Source organism: Paraprevotella xylaniphila YIT 11841 (assembly GCF_000205165.1).
GTDB lineage: Bacteria > Bacteroidota > Bacteroidia > Bacteroidales > Bacteroidaceae > Paraprevotella > Paraprevotella xylaniphila.
The window spans coordinates 1-23,198 of the sequence record NZ_GL883825.1 but is presented as its reverse complement, the minus strand read 5'-3'; the positions used below and the strand labels follow the sequence as shown (position 1 = coordinate 23,198).

Below are 23,198 nucleotides of genomic sequence, written 5' to 3'. Positions count from 1 at the left end.
CTGAACTAAGAATATGAGTGTGGGTTGTATGATTTATAAAAAAGAAAACAAGTCCCTATACTCACGTACGAGGACTTGCCAAATACCTTTCTAATACCTTTAAACTAAAGTTCTATAATTAGAACAGTACAAAGATAGTCAAATACTTTGTGATATACTTCTTTCATAAACTCTTTTTATGTTATTTTGTTGTTGTGCAAACAATCGGTCAGCTATGAGGCATGTCCTGCATGGCGCAATTGAAGAAGACGAAACATTTTACTGAGGACGACGGCACATAATGGTTTAAAAGTACACCAACGTACGATGGTGTAAGGGAAAGAGTAGAAACGTGGGGTAAGGGGGTACAGTCCCGCCCGTTTCATGTTTTCCAGTGTTTCGAGCAGGAAAGCCGTGTCTGGACTGTCGCCTAACAGCATGTACACCATGGACATGCGCAACATGTCAATTCGTCTGTTCAAGGCTATGGCGGCATTGCCTTCCATTTGTCGGCCTTTGTCTGTGAGGCAAAGAATGATATGCTGCAAATCGGAATAACGTTTTTTTATGATTTTTCGGTCAGGATGGTGTACAATCGAGTATTGTCGCTGAAAGTAGGCATAAGCCGGCAGGTTGGTTATGATGACATGCCGTGCCTTTAGGAATAGGAGTGGGGTGAACTCTTCGTCTTCATGGTAAATTCCGGATGTGAACCTCAGGTCACCGAGTGCAGACTTTTTGAATATATAGCCACAAGCGCTACCGTGCAAATTGTGTTTGAGCATGAAATCAGTTCCACTTCCTTGAAAGACTGTTTGCCAAGCCGGGACATTCGTATCCCATAATCCCGTATGATAGACTTTTTTAAACTCGAATGACAAAAGATCCGGATGTTTTTCTCCTAAAACATCCAAGATTTTGGAAAAAGCTTTTTGGAATAGAAAATCATCCGCATCTAAAAATTGAATATATTCCTTTTGAGCCATTTCAATGCCCGTATTCCTTGCCCCTCCTAATCCTGAGTTGGGTTGGGCATAGTAATGGATACGCGGGTCGTCCAGTGAACCGAGGTAGTCTTCCGCTTCGTGTCCGGGCGTACCGTCGTTTATGACCCAAACTTCCCAATCGGCCTTTTGTTCCAAGCGCAAGATACTTGTTATGGCGCGGGCAAGCAGCGGAAGCTCTACCTTGTAATAAGGGATAATGAAACTGATTGACGGTTTGTTCATCGCTTTAGTACTTTACGGGTTCGTGCCACAATACCGCAATAATGGTTGCCGCTGAGTGCTTTCAGTATAGCTTTGATACGGTAGTTCAGCGGACGAGGGGTAAACAAGGCGCGGTGTAATGGTATCTTGCGTTCGGGGATACACAGGTATCCTCCGAATTGTATCCGCATGATTTGGTGGTCGCACAAGTGTAAGTAAGCCTCGTCCAAATCCTGTTCGCTCAGGTCAGTGTTGTCCGACAAAGTGTGATATAACATGAGGTTGGCCTGAAGAAGGTCGTTGATACCCTTGTCACAGAAGGTGTTGGAGATAGAACCTTGGCGACTGCAATAATAATATAACCCTTTGTCCGAACGCAGGATGTATCGTGCTTGGCGCAATACGGCCGGGATGGTGAAGACATCTTCATACCATTTGCCTTCCGGAAAGCGGAGAGACTTCCACAACGAGCGTTTATAAATTTTGTTCCAAGCATAACTATGTATGTAACCTTTGCGGCGTGCCCATCCGGTGTAGTCCGTGATTTCGCATGCTCCGGGCATGTAGCGGTAGGCTTTTGCCGTACCGTGGTAAACGCATACGGGATATTCCAGGACATCCGCTTCGGGGTGTAAGGCCAACAATTCCATATTGGCTTGCAGTGTATTCGGGGAGATATAATCGTCAGAGTCAATGAATGTGACATATTCTCCCTGTGCCTCATCCAGTCCCTTGTTGCGCGCCGCGCTCAGGCCACGGTTTTCAAGGCAATGGATGACACGGAACCGTCTGTCTTTCCGTAACCATGCGTCACAAAGTGCTCCGCTTCCGTCCGGCGAACCATCGTCCACGAGGATGACTTCATAGTCTTCCACGTTTTGCCGGACGATGCTTTTCAGGCAGAAGTCAAGGTAGGCTTCCACCTTGTATACAGGAATTATGATGGTGAGTTTCATGCTTCGCTTTTAAGGCTTCAATGTTTTAAGTTCTACTCTTCCAGAATTCGACATATTGTTCCGCTACTTTCAGGTGGTCGTGATGGCGACGGACGTATTGCGTGCTTTCCGCAGACAGTCGGGCGATATCCTCAGGATGCTGTATAAGTCTTTCCAGTTTAGCGTACACGTCATCAAAAGAAGGGAGTACGTTGACGATAGGGCGCAGTTCTTTTTCCCTCAGTATGTCATAATTCTCCTCTTCACCCCCTCCTACGACAACCAGACCCTTGGCCATGGCGCACAGGGCGTTCATGGCCGGCGTGTAGGAATAAAGTTGGTCCAACAACACGTCGCTGTGGTCCATCATCCGGCTATATTGTGCAAACGGTACGGATTCCGCTTTCACGATTTCTATCCGGTCAGGATAACGTGCGGCTAATTCCACCAATGCTTTGTACATGATGTCTGTCCCCTTGTAAGCATTCCGTTTGCGTTGTATGCCGATGAAAAAACGCGTCCGTTCCGTTTCGGGATGGGGGATGTGTGGCGTGGTTTCCGACAAGTTGATGGGGAAGGGGATGAATTGCGTCTTTTCCGGAAAGTGCTGCCGATAACAAGCGTCGTATTCATAGAGGCCGCAGACTATGCCGTTGCAATCGTCGGCTATGAAACGGTTCAGTTTGCCTTTGGGGCCGTTCAGCCATTCGGCGATGAACCGGTCGTTGTCGGGGTTCATTCGGATTTCCGTTCCGATGTTGAAGTCGGAGTAACGGAATACTTGGCGGTCCAACCCTGTTTTTACCCAGTAATAGTCCATGCCGAATGCCCCGAGAAATACTTTCCGGTTGTGCCGGCGCAGGAAACGGTAAATGGGTAACAGGCGTTCCGCGCGTAGTTCGAGAAAAACAGGATTGATGAGTTGCACCACATCATATCCTCTCATGAAAGGGAGAGCCCGGGCCACACGGAAAAGGAAATCCATCGTGTCCATTTTTCCTGTAGACTTCCGATGCAAGTCGATGTCGCGAGGATAGTTTTTCCAACCGTCACCGTCCGACACTACTGTGACGGAATGCCCCAAGGCACGTAGACCCTGTGCCAAGGTCCAATGCACGTTACTATATTCGCCAAGTAATAGGACTTTCATGATATTTTTAGACAAAGGTACGGAAAATAAATGGAAATGCCGTATCTTTGTCTCCTATATTATGAGTGAGACACAAGAAATAAAAGACGGTTTGACGGCCTCGGAAGAAACGGAAGCCCGGGAAGACGCGACTTACGACCACATCGTAAAATACACGGGTTTTCTGGGAGGCATACAGGTGCTTACGATATTGGTCAACGTGGTGCGTAACAAATTGGCGGCCGTTCTGCTCGGTACAGCCGGAGTGGGACTTTCGGCTTTGTACCAGAGCGTCATCGGTTTCCTGCACAACACGTCGAATCTGGGCATTTCGTTCAGTTCCATTAAGGAGATTGCGGAATTTTACGGAGGAAACCATCCGGAAAAAGTTCTCCGGCAGGTAGAAGTGGTGCGTACGTGGAGCGTATGGACGGGGGGGGCCGGCATGCTGTTGTGCCTGTTGTTGTCGCCTGCCATAAGTTATTGGGCTTTTGGCGATGCATCCCATATCCTTTCTCTCTGTTTGCTTTCTCCCGTTATGGGGTTTATGGCCGTTACGGTGGGTGAAATCTCTATCTTGAAAGCCGTCCGGCGGTTGAAGCGCGTGGCTGTGATTTCCGTGTTAGGGGCTGCGGCCACTTTGTTGTTGACGATTCCTTTTTATTGCTTTTGGGGAATTTCGGGAGTTGTACCAGCATTGGTTGTCAGCACGTTCGGGATAATGGTCGTCCATCTGTGCCTTTCCTTGCCTGTTTTTCCTTGGTGCGTGGACTTGCTGAGCCGGGAGTATTTCCGCAAGGGATGGAGCATGGTACGCGTTGGCGTGCCTTATATCATGGCCATGGTGGTGAACATGTCGGTAGGGATGGGGATTTCGCTTTTCATTACCAATTGGGGCTCGTTGTCCGACGTGGGGTTGTACGGCATGGGCTATAATCTGGTGTTTGCCTACGCCGGGGTGGTGTTCACGGCAGTAGAGGCCGATTACTTTCCGCGTTTGTCGTCGGTACATGCCGATGCTGGGCGGATGAATCTGGCCATCAACCGGCAGATAAAAGTCTGCGTGTTGCTCATGTCGCCTTTTCTTGTTTTATTCATGATATCCATGCCGTTGGTTGTCAGGTTGTTGTATACCTCTTCTTTTTTACCGATGACAGGCATGGCGGTGTGTGCTTCCATGCACATGTTTTTCAAATCGATGACGCTCCCCGTGGCTTATACTTCGTTGGCCAAAGGCGATGCCGTCATGTATTTGTGCATGGAGGCGGCCTACGACATCTTTATGGCCGTGTGCGTGATGGTCGGTTTTGTGTACGCGGGTATTTTGGGCACGGGAATTGCCTTGGCTTTGGCCGGAGTGTTCGATTGGTGGATGATTTATGCCGTATACGGGCGACGCTACGGCTTCAAGTCTGACAAGGCGGCACGTTCGTTCATCGCGGCGCAGTTTCTTTGCGTGGCGGCGGCTTTGTATTTGGGCATGCAGCCCGAAATATGGCTCAAGGTCGCAGCAGGCGGATGCGTATTAGGTGTCAGCGTGTGGCTTTCGGCTTCGGCGATTCGTAAGGAGATTACTTTGTTTTCCGAATTGAAAAGAAAAATCGGCGGACGGTTCGGGAAAAGGCGGCGGCTGTCAAAATGACAAACCTGTCCGTGTGAGAATCCGTTATATACAGCCGGCAGGGAAGTCGCGCCGGAATACGCGAATCTCGTGCATCGGCTTTCGGGCAAATGGACAGGAAAATCCGCTTGGCACTTTACAAAGAGGGGCGGAACGGCATGTTTGCCGCCCGTGTTTTCAGATGGCTGTAAGCGGAAAGTGTTTTTCTTTGTCCTTTTGTTTTTCTTTTTTGTAGGCAAAAAAGTTTCAGCCAGACGAAAATGGAGTGTTTTCGGCATGTTTTATTTCCGTTTTCTTCTTGTTTTTGGCGCAGGTGGAAGCCATAGGCGTTTCAATCTGCGGAGAACTTTTTTCCGTTTGGCTGTGAATGAAAAATCGCTTTCAGCCAAATGAATTGCATATATGCGGATTGGCAGCGCATATATGCGATTCAGGTGCATTTTTATTCAGGCATATTGTTCTTTTACCGTCTAAAATGCCGGATTTTGCCTGATGGCGATTCTTGAAAAACTGACAAAATGTTCGTCTTACCGGCTTACAAACGTTACAATCGAGCGTGCAGGGATGACGGTTTGTTTTCCGTTGCCTACCTTGCCGATAGGCTGCAAGTTTTTTCCCGCTCCTTCGGCCGTCAGGTAGGGTTGCCAACTTTTTACTTTCCGGTCATCCACGTGGAAGGTCATGCTTTTCTCTTCGGTGGCATAATTCACTACGACCATGACCCACGAGCCGTCTGCGTTCCGGTAGGCGGTGCACATCAATCCCGTGCGGTCTGTATCGCCTTCCGTCACGGCTCGTCCCGTCTTGTCGGTGGCGGTAATGCCCATACGGGTGGCGCCCGGACGGACAAAACGGCTGTAGTTGCCTAAAGCCCAAAGCAGTTTGGAGTCCACCACGTGCCCGTCCGTCCCCTCGCGGTTGCTGAACTCACGCAAGAGCCCGTCCTTGTAGTCCCCGCCCACGGCACGCCACCACTGCCAGCTTCGCGCTCCGGCATAGACGATGTCGTGATGTATGATACGTGCCACGTATAGGGCTGTCTTCATCGTACGGTCGTAACCGCCTCCGCCGCCTATTTCTTCATCATTGCCCATGATGCAGGTTTCCGTTTGCCAGAATTGCACGTTGTATTTGTCCAACGTGTCTTTCAGTTGCATGCGGATGCTGCGTAGGGCTTCCAAGGGAGTGTTGGTCCAGTAACTGTGTCCGGCCATGAGGCGCGGCACGTTCGGGGTGTCGCCCAGATAAGTGTCCGTGCTGTCCGGACAGAAAAACGACTGGATGGCATACCCTCTCTGCCAGTCGGTCATGTGGGTGGCGAACATGCAACGGTAGTCCGACGATTCGTTGATGAGGATTTTCGTGTCCAACCCTTTCCGGGTAAACGCTTGGCTGAATGCCCGTGCCAGTCCGGCGATTTCACGGTTGGTGGCCGGTGTGCCTTCCTGTTTCGGACCTACCCAATTCCAGTGGCCGTCCGGCTCATTGACGGGGCAGACGTAGGAGAGCTTGATGCCGTCATGCTGTTCCAACCCTTTCACCACGTTGGCTGCGAATAGGGCAAAATCGCCGTAATGTTCCGTTTTCAGGTTCAGCGTCCCGCCCCGCCCGGTGTTGGTAGCCAGTCCGTTTTGGGTAAAGTACACTGGGGGCGAATTGAAAAATCCGATGAAAGTCCTTACGCCCCGTTCTTGGGCCATGCGCAGGAAGTTGCGTTGTCCGGGCTGCTGTGTCCAGTCGTACGTGCCGTCTGGCCGGAGGAAGCATCCCGTGCGCATCCTATGTGAGCCGATGCCGCTTTCGCGTCCTTGGTCATGGCTGCCTGCCCCGATGTTGAAACGCCATATCGAAAGCCCGATGCCGAGGGGTTGCCCCTTGCTGTCATTCTCGGTACTGAATAGCCAGTCGGCCGTTTGCAACCGCACGCTGTCGGGCCACAGGCCGATGTGTTGCATGCTCCAGGCATCCGAAGCCCCGAAACCGTCCATCGTCTGTAGTGGCGTACGAGTATCTATTTCGAAATGGGAAGCGCCTTTTTGCGCTTGTGCGGAAATTGAAATCAGGATGGCGCAACAACATGCGCTGAAAGTGTGTTTCATGTGAAATAAATCTATTATGTGATAATAATGGACAAAGATAGGAAGTTTTACCGGGAGAGTCAGGCGGATTTATGGTTTTTTCATTATTTTTGCGCCAGACACTTCTAAAACAGTTATAAGGTTTATGTTGAATCCCATTTATTCTCCGGCATCCGACCGGTATGAAAACGGTATGCGCTACCGTCGCAGCGGGCGTAGCGGCGTGCTCCTTCCTGAAGTTTCTTTAGGGTTGTGGCATAATTTCGGTGACGTCAATCCTTTGTCCCATTCGTTGGCGATGGCGCATTATGCTTTCGACCATGGCATCACGCATTTCGATTTGGCGAACAATTACGGCCCTTCGTATGGCAGTGCCGAAGAGACCTTCGGATTCATCATGAAGAAATCCTTCAAGCCTTATCGCGACGAGCTGTTTGTGTCGACCAAGGCCGGTTACGACATGTGGCCCGGCCCCTACGGGAACTGGGGAAGCCGCAAGTCGCTCATGGCCAGTCTCGACCAGAGCCTCGTGCGTATGGGGTTGGATTATGTGGACGTGTTCTATTCCCATCGTTACGACCCAGAGACTCCGTTGGAAGAAACGATGCAGGCTTTGGTTGACATCGTGCGACAAGGCAAGGCGCTTTATGTGGGGCTTTCCAAATATCCGGCCGGCAAGGCCGAAGAGGCTTACCGTTATTTGGAAGCGCGCGACGTGCATTGCCTGTTGTACCAAGGGCGTTACAACCTGTTCGACCGCGCTCCGGAAGAGGAGGGCATTTTGGGACAGGCCCGGGCGTACGGGGTTGGGTTTATTGCTTTTTCACCGTTGGCACAAGGTTTGCTCACGTCCCGCTATCTGCAAGGCGTGCCCGAAGATTCGCGCATGGCACAAGGGCGTTTCTTGAAACGCGAGGTACTGACAGAGGCGGTCTTGGGGAAAATCAAAGCCTTGGACCGGGTGGCCGCAGAGCGGGGGCAGACGTTGGCCGAAATGTCCTTGGCTTGGGTTTTGAAGGACGAACTGGTTACATCCGTTATTATCGGGGCAAGTTCCGTGGCACAACTCGAAGACAACCTGAAGGCCTTGCGGAAAGTAGATTTCTCGAAAGAGGAATTGGATCGGATTGAAGCCATTTGCCATACGCCTGACGGCGGGCAGTGAGCACCGGTTGGTGCCTTTCCTCCCGTCAGAACGGGGCCGGTGCCGTAATGCTGACCCAACGTCCGGTCTTGAAATGGCGGAAGGCCACGGTCTCGGCATGCAGGAAGAGGCGGGAGGCCCGACGGCCATACAGGTTGTCGCCTACGATAGGGGTGTCCAATCCTTCCGGATGGGCGGCATGCACCCGCAATTGGTGGGTGCGCCCCGTGAGGGGATAGAAAGCCACGCGGGTTTGGCCGCAGCTGCGCGACAAGACCTCGAAGCGCGTGACGGCGGCTTTGCCGTGTGCCGTGCTCACCATTTGCCGTGGGCGGTCGTCCGGGTTGGGGCAGAGGGGAAGACGGATAAAGCCTTCGTCGTCCGTTACCGTACCGTCGAGCAAAGCGACGTACCTTTTTTTGATGTGCCGCGTTTCAAACAGTTGTTGCAACTGCCGGTGCGTTTCCGGGTCTTTGGCAATGAGGAGCACTCCCGAGGTGTCCATGTCCAGACGGTGTACTAAGAGCGGCCCCGTGGCCTCAGGAAAATGCGCACGCGCCCAACTCCATACGGAAGGAGCATCGCCCTTGCCGGGTACAGAAAGCATGCCGGCCGGTTTGTTGACTGCAACCATCCATTCGTCTTCGTAGACGAGTTCCGGTTCGTGGTCAAGGTGCTTGCTGCTTTCATGGGCGTTGGGTTCCACATCCAGCCCCTGTAACATGTGGCCGAGTATCGGCTCGCATTTGCTTTTGCATGCCGGATAGTAGTAACCGTGTTTGCGTATTTCCGTTTCCGGCGAAGCCCCCCACCAGAATTCGGCCATGGCCAAAGGACGGTAGCCGTGACGGTAGGCATATTGCAGCAATTTGGGGGCGGCACACTCTCCGGCACCCGATGGCGGTACGGTCCGCCCGTGTTCCCGGAAAATTTGCCACAGGTCTTTCTCCTCCCCCCGTGCGTTCAGCATGCGGAATTGGGCGAAAAGCCAATTTTGCAGCAGGATGGAGCGGTGTTTCCGTTCGGTTTTCAGCGCCTCTATTTCTTCATCGGACCGTTTCAGGGCAGTTTCAACCTCTTCGAGTTTGGCTTTCCATTGCTTTTCCAACCGTTTGTATTCAGCTTTCAGGAACTGGCTTTCACGGGTGAGCTGTTCTTCCGTGAAGTCGTTGCGGTCTGATGCCCGTAACAAATCCCTTTGCCGTTTGGCTTCTTTCAATGCGTCGCGAGCTTCTTTCAATGCCTGTTCGCCGGCTGCTTTCCTGTCGGCAGCCTGTTGGAGCAGTGCGACACGCATATCGCTATGTTCCAACATTCCGATACGGTGGTTTATTTGGGATATTTGTGCTTCTTCTGTCTTGAAAAAACCGTCCGGCTGCAACAAATCAAAAACGGGCGGTACGAAGAAGCCGTGGTCGTTGCGACCGCAAAGAATGCCGGAATAAGCCGCCAAGAAGCCTGTCTTTCCATCTTTCTGCACGACTAATACGCCAAACATTTTTCCTTTGTCCAGTTCCGTTTTCCAGTCGGTGCGGAGCGTGAGATAGCGGCACACTTCTTCGGCCGCGCATACGGATAAAGGGTGCGGTTCGTAGTGGAACGGACAGGTAAACATGTCTGGAATGTCCGATATTTCCGGTTGGGGCGTAAAGGGATGGAATATGGAGGCTGTTTCTTTCATTGTGGCTTGGTTCGTGTCCCGATCAGGCTTTGTTTGTCATTTTCGGAACCTTGTTTTCGTTTACAAAGTTACACCAAAAATAAAGAACCGCGAGGGGCAGAATTGGATTTTTGAAGCGGTGGGGAGTTTTCCTTTACTTTAATGCCAACTTGTAGCCGGATAAAGTGGCTTATACCTTTTAGATGGGTGAATGGGGCAGAATCTTTCCGGCATTCCGTCCGTATCCTTTGTGTTTTCTCCTTTTTTGTGTAGTTTTGCAGGTATTAAATGGATATAAAGCTATGGAATCTTCGAATACGGAATTGATACTGATAAGAATAACGGGTGAAGACCGTCCCGGACTGACTTCTTCCATCATGGGGATTTTAGCCCGGTATGACGTGACGGTACTCGACATCGGCCAGGCCGACATACACAATACGTTGACTTTGGGCTTGTTGGTGCGTGCGGCAGAGGAATACTCCGGGCATGTGATGCGGGATTTGCTGTTCAAGGCTTCGGAATTGGGCGTGAACATCCGTTTCTATCCGGTGAAGAAAGAAGAATACGCAGATTGGGTGAACATGCAGGGCAAGAACCGTTATATCCTGACTCTGTTGGGACGCAAACTGTCGGCTTTGCAAATACAGGCCGTCACTTCGGTGTTGGCCGAACAGGGGCTGAACATCGATGCCATCAAGCGTCTCACCGGGCGTATTCCATTGGACGAACAGCGGGAAAACATACGGGCTTGCATCGAGTTTTCCGTACGGGGTACACCGAAAGACCGTGCGGCCATGCAATCGGAACTGTTGAAGTTGTCCAGTGAACTGGAGATGGATTTCTCATTCCAGTTGGACAACATGTACCGCCGCATGCGCCGCCTGATTTGTTTTGATATGGATTCCACTTTGATTGAGACGGAAGTCATCGACGAACTGGCCGACCGTGCCGGAGTAGGTGAACAAGTAAGGGCCATTACCGAGCGGGCCATGCGTGGGGAGATAGACTTTAAGGAAAGTTTCACCCAACGGGTGGCTTTGCTGAAAGGGTTGGATGTGTCGGTCATGGAAGATATCGCTCAGCATTTGCCCATTACGGAGGGAGTCGACCGTCTGATGTTTGTATTGAAACAGTATGGTTACAAAATAGCCATTCTCTCGGGTGGGTTCACTTATTTCGGCAATTACCTGAAGAACAAATATGACATAGACTATGTGTATGCCAATGAGTTGGAAATAGAGGACGGTAAACTGACGGGACGTTATGTGGGCGAAATTGTAGACGGTCGCCGTAAAGCCGAATTGTTGAAGCTTATTGCCCAAGTGGAACATGTGCATCTGGCTCAGACGATTGCCGTGGGCGACGGAGCCAACGACTTGCCCATGCTTTCTGAAGCCGGGTTGGGAATTGCATTCCATGCCAAGCCTCGTGTGGTGGCGAATGCGAAGCAGTCCATCAACACAATGGGGCTTGATGGGGTGCTGTACTTCTTAGGATTCAAGGATTCTTATCTGGAAGAACGGGGGAAACTGTAATACTGATGGAGAAACGTGGTATCATAAAGTTAAAAAGTTTGTTGTTCCTTTGGGGATTTTTGGGTCTCTCGGTTGGAAATTCGGTTGCGCAGGACATGGAGAGGGAGAAAGAGTATCTGCGAAAGGATAGCATGCTGTGGGGAGCGTACGAACAGCGTCATCAGGAGATGGCTGCATTATGGGACAAATATCCCGAGATGCAGGATAGTTTGCAGGCTGCATTTAATTCCTTTTATGATGCTACGTTAAAAAGAAACCGGGAGTTGGCTATGGAATATGCTTCTACGCCCAGTGGTTTGCAGCGTCTGTACATGTGCCGGTTGGATATTCCTAAAAAAGTGCTTGTACATATCTTGGATACGTTGGGCACGGGTATGCGCGAGTCTTTTTATGGAAGGAACATTCAGGAACATATCCGTATGCGGCAGATTGAGGAAAAGGATAGCCTATGGGAGTTTCCTTGCTATCGGGATGACGGGAATGTCTTTGATTGGCGCGGACTGAAGGGGCGACAAGTGTTGCTGCTTTATGGTGGATTGGAGTGCATGGGAGAAGGCGGTCGTAAGGAATTGGAACTTTTACGGAGGCAGACATCTTTGGAAGATTTGCAGATTGTGGTCTATTGGCCATGCAGCTCATTGAAAGACTTGCAAGAGGTTAAAAAAGCATATCCTTTTGATTTTGTTTTTGTGTCAGATTTTAAGTTGGACGACAGCCCCATGAAAATAAAATACGGGGCGCAAGGTACGCCTACTTGTTTCTTGACGGACGAACATCATGTCGTGAAGGTGAAATGTGGTGGACTGCGTATGGACTTATTCAACAAATATATTAAAAGAAACGAATGACAACAGAAAAGGAAGTGGCTTTAAATGCCCATAACAAGTTGGAATACCCTCCGATGCACACTTGTGAGCATATCCTGAACCAAACGATGGTCAGGATGTTCGGTTGCGAACGGTCGGGGAATGCACATATTGAGCGGAAAAAAAGTAAGATTAACTATGATTTGGCGGATGAGCCGACGGAAGAGCAGGTTGCAGAGATAGCCCGGAAAGTGAATGAAGTCATTGCGGCTGATTTACCGGTGACATACGCCTACGTATCGCGTGATGCTGTTCCCGACAACGTTCCGCTCGACAAATTACCCGATGCTGCGGAGGATACCTTGCGCTTGGTCAGGGTTGGGGATTATGATGTCTGCGCCTGTATCGGTGCCCATGTGGAACATACGGCACAGATTGGCCGGTTCCATATCAACAGCACGAGCTACAAGGACGGACAATTCCGGATTGTGTTCAAACTGTTGGATGCGGTTTGGGAATAGTTCCTGCAAACGGACAGGTATAGAAAAAGGCTCTCTCACGAGAGCCTAATCCCAAATTTAAATCCAAAACGATATAAAGAAATTGTATGAAAAGTGGTTATTATGATACATTTATGTCTGTTTCTCTCGGATAATGCGTCCATGGGTGAATGTTTCGTTTGTGGTTGCAAAATTAAGTGATAATTTAAAGTCTTGCAATAGCTAAAATCTATGATTATCCAGGTCGCAACCTTATAGCCCTTTACTTGTTTTTAAGTATGCTTTAAGCCATTTCCGCTTCAATTTGCTTAGCCCAGTTTGCAATTCGGGCTTCGCTCTTGTCACTCTCGTTCACGTCGTCAAGTGCCAGACCGATGAAATCATCGCCGTCCACGGCTGTAGAAGAAGTAAACGTATAGTCTGCAGTCAGGACTTTCCCAATGAAGGTACAGCCGCTATCAGCCAAGGCATCGTGGATATGGGTCATGGCTTCGCAGAATGTGTCGCCGTATGACTCTCCGTCACCGCAAGCGAAAAGGGCTACCTTTTTACCTGTCAAGTCGGCTTTCTTCAGAATCTCTACTCCGTCGTACCAATCATCTTGCAGGTCTCCGCATCCCCATGTGGACGAACCGAGAATCAGCACATCGTTATTCTCCAGATCTTCCTTGGTCATTTCTGTTACGTTGTGCACGTTGTCGTTACTCATGCCCAGTGCTTGTGCGATACTGGAGGCCAAGGTTTCGCAAGTTCCTGTGGTGGAACCATAATAAATAGTCATTTTTTTCATCTCGTTGTTGTAGTTTTGTTTAATCGTTTATTAATGGCATATTGTTTTCTTCTGTCACTGCAAAGGTAGAACGTAAAGCGGGAACCTGCAATCGCCGGATTTGGTGATTTTGCAGGTTCCCGCTTTACTCTATAATAATGACCTTGGACTTCCCGTCGGCTACTTTTTAGCTACTATAGCTTGATTTTTAAGATTTTGCCACTATATGCAGGTATGTCCGTTAGTACGCATTGATTAGCATTGAACGTGATACATTCTTTATCTCCACTTAGAAGTTCAGTTGCTATGACCTCTCCTTTTTCTTGGATTTGGAAAAATTCGAATAAATGGTGGGGAAGGTTGGCAGCTGTATGTTTCTCGGAATCCTCGAAGTTGGCAAGGACAATCAGCAGGTCTTTGTCTTTACGCCGGACAAAAGCATAACATTTGTCGGCATTAAACAGGTCCGAGCCGTTATTGGCGTACATCAGGTCATAGAAATCCCCTTCCCTCAAAGCTCTTTCTCTGTTGCATAATCTAAGCACTTGGGTATAGAATGCCTGCAAGGCAAGTTCCTGGGCTGTGAGTTTACCGGTGTCAAATTTACCTTTGTTACGCCACCGCCTGATGGTATCTACATGCCAATAGTCGAAAATCGTGGTACGCCCGTCTTTGCCGCTGAATCCTTCCGCGTCCATACCCCGTTCGCCTAATTCTTGTCCGAAGTAAATCATCATGGGATTTTTCCCCATACATGCGCTGACCAATAGGGCCGGACGGCCTTTTTCTGCATTTCCTGCAAAGAAATCAGAGGCCAATCGTTGCTCATCGTGGTTTTCGAGGAAGTTCAGCATGCGGTCTTTGATGTCGTCTACGTTTTGCCAACATCCTGTAATCTGACGCGCAGAGGCATAGCCGCAAACGACTCCGCGGAGCGTGTCGTATAATCCGACCTTGTCATATAAATAGTCAAATCCTCCTTTATAGATGTAGTTGCGGTATTCGTTCGGGTTATATACCTCGGCAATGAATACAAGAGAAGGGTAGTGGCACTTGACTTGCGGAATGGCCCATGCCCAAAATTCGACAGGAACCATCTCTGCCATATCGCAACGGAAGCCGTCTATGCCTTTTCCGGCCCAAAACAGCAGGATGTCACGCATCTTAAACCATGTGGAAGGTATCGGGTCGAAGTGCCGTTCTCCTCCATTGCAATAATCTATTCCATAGTTCAGCTTTATCGTTTCATACCAGTCGTTGCGTCCCGGAGAGGGGGAAAAATTATCATTGCCTGTAGCTTTGGCCGGACATTCTTCGTATGGGGACGGTGCACTGCCTTGCAGGTCGAAGCCAGGTTGAAACGGGTGTCCGGGAATATAATAAAAGTTGTTTTGAGGAGAAAAGGATAGGGTTTGGTCATCCTCTTCCCCGAGATCTTTCACGCCTTCAGGTCTGTTGGCGGATTGATATTGGCGTGCCACATGATTGGGCACGAAGTCGATGATGACTTTCAAACCGGCATCATGCGTACGGTATATCAGGTTTTGAAACTCCTTCATCCGTTTCTCGGGTTTTATGGCCAAGTCCGGGTCTACGTCATAATAGTCTTTAATGGCGTATGGGGAACCGGCTTTTCCTTTTACAATGGCAGGATGATCGGACGGAATTCCGTATGAGGTATAGTCGGTTTGTGTGGCATGTGCAATGACCCCTGTATACCAAATATGCGTTGCTCCAAGCTTTTGGATTTCCGTTAATGCTTTTTGGGTAAAATCAGCGAAGTGCCCGCATCCGTTCTCTGTCTTGCTGCCGTGGGGGGTGCATGCCGTCTTGTCGTTTCCGAAAAGGCGGGTGAACACCTGATAAATAATCATCTTGTTTTTCATATATCAAATGGATTAGTCGTTAATGAAAATCCCCTTGCCGTTTTTTCCAAGGCAAGGGGATAGCTGTTCAAGTTGGTTTATGCTTGGATACCATGTGCTGTCACGGCATCATTTCCTTTAGCAATCTTTCCGATCATGCCTTGCAGGACTTTGCCCGGACCGCACTCCGTGAAATCCGTGGCACCGGCTGCAATCATGTTCTGCACCTCTTGCGTCCAACGAACAGAAGCTGTGAGTTGGGCAATCAAGTTGGCTTTGATTTCTTCTGCATCCGTATGAGCCTGTGCATCTACGTTTTGGTATACGGCACATTTAGGCGTATTGAACGTAGTTGCCTCTATGGCTGCTTGCAGTTCGTCTTTGGCCGGTTGCATCAAAGGAGAGTGGAACGCACCGCCCACCGGCAACAAGAGTGCACGCTTGGCACCGGCTGCTTTCAGTTTTTCGCATGCAGCCTTGACAGCTTCCACATTGCCGCTGATGACCAACTGTCCGGGGCAATTATAATTGGCCGGAATCACTACATTGTTTTCCGTATTGATTTCCGCGCAGACGTTCTCAATCGTGGCATCATCCAAGCCTACAATGGCCGCCATCGTAGAAGGGGCAGCCTCGCATGCCTTTTGCATGGCCATGGCACGGGCGTAAACCAATTTCAGACCATCCTCAAAGTTCAGGGCACCGGCTGCTACCAACGCAGAAAATTCTCCTAATGAATGACCGGCCACCATGTCCGGAGTGAAGTTTTCTCCCATACACAAAGCTGAAATGACAGAATGGAGGAATACGGCGGGTTGCGTCACTTTTGTCTGTTTCAACTCCTCGTCCGTGCCGCTGAACATGATATCCGTAATGCGGAATCCTAAAATATCGTTTGCCTTTTCAAATAGTTCTTTTGCCAACGGATTGTTGTCGTACAGGTCTTTGCCCATACCTACAAATTGTGCTCCCTGTCCGGGAAATACAAATGCTTTCATATAATTTAAATCTTATCTAAATGTATGTTTGTTCATCAATCTGGTTGCAAATTTAATAAAAACTTACTTAATCATCAGCTTTTTGGGATTAAAAAAGTGATTTAACGGGCCGTGTCCTTTTCCGATGGTGACATCTTTTCCGTAAAACAGGGCATCCGTGAGGTATTTTTTCCCTAAACCGACAGCTTCCGGTAAGGAGACGCCTTGGCCGATGTAAGCCGCAATAGCAGAAGAAAGCGTGCATCCGGTTCCGTGGGTATTAGCGGAGTTTATTTTGGCGGAGTGGTAGCGGTGAATGTCTTCCGGAGTATTGCCGCAGACCAGAATATCCGTCATATCGCCCCCGTCCAAATGTCCTCCTTTAATTAATACGGACCGACAACCGTAAGTAAGGATATGCCGTCCGGCGTTTGCCATATCTTCTATGTCCCGGATAGGGATACCGGACAGTATTTCGGCTTCCGGCAGGTTGGGGGTCATTAAAGTGCAATGGGGGATTAAACGGTCACACATGGCATGCAACGCTTCGGGGGCTACCAAAGAGTAGCCGCTACTTGAGACTAAGACTGGATCGAAGACGACCGGGAAGCAGTTGGCTGATAAGAAATCCGCAATGACCGCTATGATGCTTTCGTCCGTCACCATTCCTATTTTCAAGGCATCTATTTGCATATCCTCGGTTATGGCCTGTATTTGTTCCTTGACAATTTGAGCCGGAATAGGATATACGTTTTTCACTCCGCATGTATTTTGTACGGTAACGGCTGTGACGATGCTGGCAGCATAGCATCCCAAAGCGGAAATCGTCTTGATGTCTGCCTGAATGCCGGCTCCTCCGCTACAATCGGAACCGGCGATGCTTAAAATGGTGGTATATTTCATTTGTATGTGCAAAAGTACGCGAATGTTTGGCTGCGTGCAAATAAAACAAAGAAAAAGAAGATGAAAATATCGTGTATATTTATGCATGGATTTAGAAAAATAGTTGTAATTTTGTGACTTAACTTATTCTCGTGAATATAGAACCATGGAAAGAAGTAATAATCATTTGGTAATTATGGCTGGTGGCATAGGTAGCCGCTTTTGGCCGATGAGTACTCCGGAGTGCCCGAAACAGTTTATCGATGTATTGGGATGCGGACGTACGTTGTTGCAATTGACTGCTGATCGTTTTAAAAGGATTTGTTTTCCGGAAAACATTTGGGTGGTGACGTCCGAAGCTTATGCGGATATTGTACGTGAACAGTTACCGGAAATTCCGGAATCTAACATATTGAAGGAACCTTGCCGAAGGAATACGGCGCCTTGCATTGCTTACGTGAGTTGGCGTATCAAAAAGTTGAATCCGAAAGCCAATGTGGTGGTCACACCGAGCGATCATATCGTCATGGATGTGGCTGAATTTGAACGTGTGATAACTTCCGGTTTGGTCTTTACCTCGGAGACGGACTCTATTTTGACTTTGGGAATGAAGCCGAACCGTCCGGAAACCGGATACGGATATATTCAGGCTGACTTGGGCTTTGCATCGGCACGTAACAAGGAAATTTATCGGGTGGATTCTTTTAAGGAAAAGCCTGATTTTGCCACGGCAAGCCGATATATCCAAAAGAATAATTATTTCTGGAATGCCGGAATATTCGTGTGGAACGTCAGCACGATTGTCAATGCTTTCCGTGTGTATCAGCCCGCTATCGCGCAGGTTTTCGAGCAGCTTATGCCCATATATGGCAGCGAGCAGGAACAGGAAGCCATCAACCGTGATTTCCCGAAATGTGAGAATATATCGGTGGATTATGCCATCATGGAGAAAGTGGAAGAGATATTCGTGCTTCCGGCCAACTTCGGATGGAGTGATTTAGGCACGTGGGGCTCTTTGCATGAGCATACGCCGCAAGATGCTTATGGTAATGCCTGTATCGGAAAGAACATTTCGGTGTATGACACGCATAACTGTATGATTCATACCACTCAGGAGAAAAAAGTCGTAATACAAGGTCTGGATGGTTTCATTGTGGCAGAAAAGAACGATACTTTGCTCATCTGCAAATTATCGGAAGAGCAACGCATCAAGCAGTTCAGCGAATGAGAGGAAATATACCCATGTGGAGAGACGGTGCAAAAGCTTCTTTTCACATGGGTTTTACAGGGGCAGATGAATCCGGGTTGAAGTGTGTAAATACGTCGCTGTGAGTTAAGACGTACTGATAGAAATCCTTGGCTTCCACTTCTTCCGGGATGAATCGTCCCACGGTGTATTCCAATGCTTCGGGGGCTTTTTCACAAGCAATTTTCAGGAAAGCAATGAATTCCTGATAACGGTTTTGCATCAGCGCGCAATAGGCCAAATAAGCGTATGCTTTTTGGCTTTCCTCGTCTTGTGAAGCATCGCGATTCAGCATATACAAGAAATGTTCCCTTGCCTTTTCGTACAGTTTGTTTTCCACTAAAGACAAGCCGACGAGGAAATGAGCCTCCGAGGGGTCTTCGTGGCTTTGGATAAACGTGTTGTAGCATTCGAGGGCTTCGTTTTCTCTCGCATTTTGCATCAGGATATGCCCTTTGTATAAGTCTGTGTCGTAATCCGGATTTATTTCTTTTATCTTGTCGATATATTCAAAGGCTTTGTCTGTATCATACAGCTTGCTGTACACATCCGAAAGGTTGGCATATATATGTTGCTGCTCCGGAGAGTAACCTTGGGATAATTCTTCTGCTTTAAGTAATTGGCTTAAAGCTTCGTCGTAGCGTTCAAGTGCGGAGAGGCACACCCCGTCGAAAAGATAGGGAATTTCATTGGACGGATGTTCCTTGAAATATCGGAGATAAAGTTGGTGGGCTTCATCGAGATTCTGTTGTTGAAGCAGGCTGTTGGCCTTCAGCAAAAGAGCTTGGGCGTCGTGCTCGTCTATGGCCAATGCAAAATCAGCCGTTTCCATGGTCTTGGAAAAGTCTTCGCATACGAAATAGGCTTCGCCCAATGAGTGCCATGCATTGAGGTTGTATGGGTTGATGTCCAACAAACTGTTTAATATCTCGATGGCTTCTTTCGGACGGTTGGAAGAGATGAGGTGGTCTGCCTTGAACTTCAAAAACTTCTCGTTGTCCGGTTCCATATCGAGTGCCCGTTGTCCCCATTGAGCTGCTTGTTCCAAATAGCCGTAATCCAAAAACAGTGTGGCCGTGTCGTATGCAAACAAAGCGGCATCTTCTTCTTCTGTTTCGGCTTTTTCGGACAGGTATGTGGTGGCTTCCTGTTCTTTTCCTTCGCGTAACAGCAATTCTGCGTTAAGGAATATGACTTCGCGGTCATTGGGATCCGTAATACAGTCGCGTATGGTTTTGGCACCTTCGATGTCACCGTTGAACATCTTTTGCCGGGCCAGAAAAATCAAAGGGTCGATGCTACCGGGGTGGATGTTCAGGGCGTATTGGATACACGCCATAGCTTTGTCCGTGTCGTTCTGCACGAGATAATACTCGGCGATGTCAGTCAGTTCGTCTGCTTCCAGATAAACCGACTGACCGCCTTGTAACATCTGCTCGTAAAGAGCCAGATTCTTTTTGAATTCTTCTTCTTGAAAATACGAGAGGTCTTCTGTCGACATGTTATTTGTTTTTCTTACTCCATGTGTCTTTCAGGCCTACGGTACGATTGAATACCAAATGTTCGGCAGTACTGTCCTTGTCCATCATGAAGTAACCGATGCGTTGGAACTGCAGATATTCAAGCGGCTTTTTGGTCGCTGCATATTTTTCCACATAACATTGGGGCAGGACTTTCAGTGACTCTGGGTTCAACAACTCACGGAAGTCGCGTTCTTCGGCTCCTGGGTTCTCTATGCTGAAAAGTCGGTCGTATAAGCGCACTTCGGCCGGTTGGCAATGTCCGCAACTCACCCAATGGAGCGTGCCTTTCACTTTCCTGTCCGAACCGGGCATGCCGCTTTTTGACATGGGGTCGTATTCACAGTAGACCTCCGTCACGTTGCCGTTTTCGTCTTTCTTGCATCCCGTACACTTTACGATGTAAGCGCTTTTCAGACGGACTTCATTGCCGGGAGTCAGGCGGAAGTATTTCTTGGGAGCATCTTCCATGAAGTCTTCGCGTTCTATCCACAGTTCTCGGCTAAACTCGATGATATGGCTTCCGTCAGCTTCATTTTCTGGATTATTTACGGTTTCAAGTTCTTCCACTTGCCCTTCCGGATAGTTGGTAATCACGAGCTTTACAGGATTAAGTACGGCCGAGACACGGGTTGCCCTCGCATTCAGGTCCTCACGTAGGGCTGCTTCCAACATGGCAAAGTCGTTCAGGGCATCGAACTTGGTGTAGCCGATCATATCGATAAATTTGCGGATGGCTTCAGGAGAGTAGCCACGGCGGCGGAACCCACAGAGGGTCGGCATTCGTGGGTCGTCCCATCCGTTTACCAGGCCTTCTTTTACCAACGCAAGCAATTTGCGTTTGCTCATGACGGTATAGGTCAGGTTCAGGCGGTTGAATTCTATCTGACGGGGACGGTGGTCTGCCAAGTCGTTTCCTTCTTTCAATTCGTCGATGAAGTGGTCATAGAGCGGACGGTGGGGGACAAACTCCAACGTACAGATGGAGTGGGTCACTCCTTCGAAATAATCGCTTTGCCCGTGCGCGAAGTCATACATCGGGTAGGCTTTCCACTTGCTGCCCGTGCGATGGTGCTCTTTGTTGATGATACGGTAAATGATGGGATCGCGGAAGTGCATGTTCGGGTTGGCCATGTCCAACTTGGCACGCAGCACCATGGAACCTTCTTCAGCCTCGCCGCTGTTCATCTTGTTAAACAGCTCTAGATTTTCTTCTATGGGACGGTCACGATAGGGACTCGGCGTACCGGGTTGCGTCGGTGTCCCCTTTTGTTCGGCAATCTGTTCGCTGCTTTGTTCGTCGATGTAGGCTTTGCCTTCTTTAATCAATCTGACGGCAAAGTCCCACAGTTGTTGGAAATAGTCTGAAGCATGATAGATTTTTCCCCATTTGAATCCCAACCACTGTATGTCTTCCTTGATGGCCTCTACGTATTCCGTGTCTTCCTTGATAGGGTTTGTGTCATCCAATCTTAGGTTACACACACCGCCGTATTTTTCCGCGATGCCGAAGTCCATACAAATCGCTTTTGCATGTCCGATATGTAGATACCCGTTAGGTTCCGGTGGAAAGCGGGTTTGCAGTCGTCCGTTGTTCTTGCCTGCCTTCAGGTCTTCCACCACTATTTCTTCTACGAAATTAAGTCCTTTCTTTTCTGATGATTCAGCATGAGTTGTTTCAGTCATAACCAATCTGTTTTGCGTAATTATCAATAATGCTTGCAAAGATACTATTAAAAAATGGAAATCACTTTCGTATTTCCTATAATAATAAGGTATAAGAAGAGTTTTTTAAAGAGAATAAAGTGAATGTTCTTTTTTATGCTAAGAAACATCCTTTTTTATTTGTGTAGTTGGCTAGAAAACCCGATATTTGCAAAAGTTATTCTGAAAACAATCTTTTTACCTTAAAAAAAACTAATACCTATATGAGATTATGGAAAGAGGATGTGTCGCGATGACACGTCCTCTTATTGGTATACTTAGCATGGGCGTACGCTATAGGGCGAAGTCCCGAATGAGTCCTGATAGTGGGAATCAGTGCTCCAACCTCTTTATGACCCCCAATTTTCACCAACCAACTATGGTTTTCGTTCTCATCGTAGTGCTCATGATGCGCTATTAAAGTGTGGCGAATATGTCTCTGCTAGTTATGTGTTCACGGTCGATATGGATTTGGAGAAATTCTTTGATACAGTCTGTCATAGTAAATTGATAGAAATTTTGTCGCGTACTATCAAAGACGGTCGTGCTATATCTCTTATTCATAAATATCTGAACTCCGGTGTATTTATAGGATGCAAGAAAGAGTAGAGTTCAGTCGGGGACCCTCAGGGTGGTCCATTGAGTCCCTTGTTAAGCAATATAATTCTTAATGAGTTAGGCAAGGAACCGGAAAAACGCGGGCATTTGTTCGTTCGGTATGCTGATGACTTGGTCATCTTTTGTAAAAGCCGTCGTTCCGCGCAGCGTACATTGGATAATCTGCTTCCCTTTATTGAAACGAAGCTTTTTTTAAAGGTGAATAAGGAGAAGCCCCATGTAGCTTATATACGTGACATCAAATTCCTTTCCTATATCTTTGGTCGTAGTAATGGCAAATGCCAATTCTACATTCATGGCGATAGTATCAAGAAGATGAAAAGTAAGATACGTGGGCTCACTAGCCGTAATAACGGTTGGGGCTACGAATATCGTAAACAACGTTTGATTTGGTATCCACTATTTTAAGTTGGCAAGTCATCTCACTGTACATAAGGTTTTGTCGGATGAACGTTTGCTCCGAGCCGGTTATCCTACTTTTAAGATGTACTGCCATCTGGGTTTAAAGGTTAATTAAGGAACCACCGTATTTCGGACGGCACGTCGGTGGTGTGAGAGGTCGTAGTGGGAATTAATCCCGTTCCTCCTACCCGATGTATATGTCGGTGCTTTTTGTATGGTGAGTAGAGGGCAGTTTGAGCTTTCGTATTCTGTTTTTAATGAATGTTGCGGGGGCATTTTGTGTTTTTCGCTTTATGTTGTGTTGTTTCTCTCGTTGGGACCGGTGGCCTTTTATCCTATCCCATTTGTCAGAATGAAGTGCCTCCAAAAATTGGACGAGTTAAACATTATTTTCAGCATATTTGTTGCCTTTCGGGATGTGCCCCGTTTTTCTTCCGGATAATTCCTGGCTGCGGTTCCGAGTGTGTTGGCCCTTTCCCTGCGTGCTTGTCTTTTGCCTTTTCCGTCGGTCTCCATTTTGTGCGCCGGTTGTGAAACCGCTTTCAGCCGGGTGTGCTTTTCTGTTCGGTTGGGAGAGGCTGCGTGGTATACGGGATATAAACGTGCTGTTCGCGTTC

The 23,198-nt window shown here is 48.5% G+C and carries 19 protein-coding genes; 7 read left to right on the top strand and 12 right to left on the bottom strand.

Annotation, left to right across the window (positions count from 1 at the left end; all coding sequences use genetic code 11):
* Window positions 1-212: 212 nt before the first annotated feature.
* The 3 genes from HMPREF9442_RS03175 to HMPREF9442_RS03165 are packed head-to-tail and all read right to left on the bottom strand — an operon-like array spanning window position 213 to window position 3,272.
* Complete coding sequence (locus HMPREF9442_RS03175) at window positions 213-1,208, bottom strand: glycosyltransferase family 2 protein (protein WP_008625275.1); 996 nt, start codon at window positions 1,206-1,208, stop codon at window positions 213-215.
* Window positions 1,205-2,143 (bottom strand): glycosyltransferase family 2 protein, encoded by a 939-nt coding sequence (locus tag HMPREF9442_RS03170; RefSeq protein ID WP_008625272.1) that lies wholly within the window; start codon window positions 2,141-2,143, stop codon window positions 1,205-1,207. Before HMPREF9442_RS03170 ends, HMPREF9442_RS03175 begins: the two co-directional genes overlap by 4 nt.
* 25 nt (window positions 2,144-2,168) lie before the next feature.
* On the bottom strand, window positions 2,169-3,272 hold the full coding sequence (locus HMPREF9442_RS03165) for a glycosyltransferase family protein (protein WP_008625268.1): 1,104 nt from the start codon (window positions 3,270-3,272) through the stop codon (window positions 2,169-2,171).
* Window positions 3,273-3,333: 61 nt separating this feature from the next.
* Here HMPREF9442_RS03165 and HMPREF9442_RS03160 point away from each other — a divergent pair, with 61 nt between their 5' ends.
* A complete protein-coding gene (locus HMPREF9442_RS03160) occupies window positions 3,334-4,893 on the top strand; it encodes an oligosaccharide flippase family protein (protein WP_253271003.1) in 1,560 nt (519 codons plus the stop codon).
* A 506-nt stretch (window positions 4,894-5,399) separates the two neighbouring features.
* Here HMPREF9442_RS03160 and HMPREF9442_RS03155 read toward each other — a convergent pair.
* Entirely contained in the window at window positions 5,400-6,971 is a 1,572-nt protein-coding gene (locus HMPREF9442_RS03155) for a glycoside hydrolase family 30 protein (protein WP_008625264.1), read from the bottom strand.
* A 124-nt stretch (window positions 6,972-7,095) separates the two neighbouring features.
* Between HMPREF9442_RS03155 and HMPREF9442_RS03150 the strand changes: the two genes are divergently transcribed.
* Window positions 7,096-8,115, top strand: a complete 1,020-nt coding sequence (locus tag HMPREF9442_RS03150; protein WP_040602562.1) for an aldo/keto reductase — start codon at window positions 7,096-7,098, stop codon at window positions 8,113-8,115.
* A 25-nt stretch (window positions 8,116-8,140) separates the two neighbouring features.
* Here the strand turns inward: HMPREF9442_RS03150 and HMPREF9442_RS03145 are convergent, their stop codons facing one another.
* Entirely contained in the window at window positions 8,141-9,757 is a 1,617-nt protein-coding gene (locus tag HMPREF9442_RS03145) for an RluA family pseudouridine synthase (protein WP_420850110.1), read from the bottom strand.
* 299 nt (window positions 9,758-10,056) lie between these two features.
* On the opposite strand from HMPREF9442_RS03145, the gene serB reads away from it, so the two are divergent.
* The 3 genes from serB to HMPREF9442_RS03130 are packed head-to-tail and all read left to right on the top strand — an operon-like array spanning window position 10,057 to window position 12,619.
* Window positions 10,057-11,292, top strand: a complete 1,236-nt coding sequence (serB, locus tag HMPREF9442_RS03140) for a phosphoserine phosphatase SerB (protein WP_040602567.1) — start codon at window positions 10,057-10,059, stop codon at window positions 11,290-11,292.
* A 5-nt stretch (window positions 11,293-11,297) separates the two neighbouring features.
* Window positions 11,298-12,140 (top strand): hypothetical protein, encoded by an 843-nt coding sequence (locus tag HMPREF9442_RS03135; protein ID WP_008625255.1) that lies wholly within the window; start codon window positions 11,298-11,300, stop codon window positions 12,138-12,140.
* Window positions 12,137-12,619, top strand: a complete 483-nt coding sequence (locus HMPREF9442_RS03130; protein ID WP_008625253.1) for an alanyl-tRNA editing protein — start codon at window positions 12,137-12,139, stop codon at window positions 12,617-12,619. The genes HMPREF9442_RS03135 and HMPREF9442_RS03130 overlap by 4 nt, the downstream gene beginning before the upstream one ends.
* 262 nt (window positions 12,620-12,881) lie before the next feature.
* Here HMPREF9442_RS03130 and fldA read toward each other — a convergent pair whose 3' ends face one another.
* From fldA to thiD, 4 genes are all read right to left on the bottom strand, one after another.
* On the bottom strand, window positions 12,882-13,388 hold the full coding sequence (gene fldA, locus HMPREF9442_RS03125) for a flavodoxin FldA (RefSeq protein ID WP_008625251.1): 507 nt from the start codon (window positions 13,386-13,388) through the stop codon (window positions 12,882-12,884).
* A gap of 173 nt (window positions 13,389-13,561) precedes the next feature.
* Window positions 13,562-15,253 (bottom strand): alpha-amylase family protein, encoded by a 1,692-nt coding sequence (locus tag HMPREF9442_RS03120; RefSeq protein ID WP_008625249.1) that lies wholly within the window; start codon window positions 15,251-15,253, stop codon window positions 13,562-13,564.
* Between the two features lie 77 nt (window positions 15,254-15,330).
* Window positions 15,331-16,230, bottom strand: coding sequence for an ACP S-malonyltransferase (fabD, locus tag HMPREF9442_RS03115; protein ID WP_008625247.1), 900 nt, complete (start codon window positions 16,228-16,230; stop codon window positions 15,331-15,333).
* A 63-nt stretch (window positions 16,231-16,293) separates the two neighbouring features.
* Complete coding sequence (gene thiD, locus HMPREF9442_RS03110) at window positions 16,294-17,112, bottom strand: bifunctional hydroxymethylpyrimidine kinase/phosphomethylpyrimidine kinase (protein ID WP_008625246.1); 819 nt, start codon at window positions 17,110-17,112, stop codon at window positions 16,294-16,296.
* A 145-nt stretch (window positions 17,113-17,257) separates the two neighbouring features.
* Between thiD and HMPREF9442_RS03105 the strand changes: the two genes are divergently transcribed.
* A complete protein-coding gene (locus tag HMPREF9442_RS03105) occupies window positions 17,258-18,319 on the top strand; it encodes a mannose-1-phosphate guanylyltransferase (protein WP_008625244.1) in 1,062 nt (353 codons plus the stop codon).
* Between the two features lie 43 nt (window positions 18,320-18,362).
* Here the strand turns inward: HMPREF9442_RS03105 and HMPREF9442_RS03100 are convergent, their stop codons facing one another.
* Entirely contained in the window at window positions 18,363-19,838 is a 1,476-nt protein-coding gene (locus tag HMPREF9442_RS03100; protein ID WP_008625242.1) for a tetratricopeptide repeat protein, read from the bottom strand.
* Between the two features lies 1 nt (window position 19,839).
* On the bottom strand, window positions 19,840-21,543 hold the full coding sequence (locus tag HMPREF9442_RS03095; RefSeq protein ID WP_008625241.1) for a glutamine--tRNA ligase/YqeY domain fusion protein: 1,704 nt from the start codon (window positions 21,541-21,543) through the stop codon (window positions 19,840-19,842).
* 657 nt (window positions 21,544-22,200) lie between these two features.
* On the opposite strand from HMPREF9442_RS03095, the gene HMPREF9442_RS16995 reads away from it, so the two are divergent.
* Entirely contained in the window at window positions 22,201-22,587 is a 387-nt protein-coding gene (locus tag HMPREF9442_RS16995) for a reverse transcriptase domain-containing protein (RefSeq protein WP_494545876.1), read from the top strand.
* Between the two features lie 373 nt (window positions 22,588-22,960).
* Here the strand turns inward: HMPREF9442_RS16995 and HMPREF9442_RS16505 are convergent.
* Window positions 22,961-23,198, bottom strand: a 238-nt coding sequence (locus tag HMPREF9442_RS16505) for a hypothetical protein (protein ID WP_216593086.1), incomplete at its 5' end; no start/stop codon positions are given.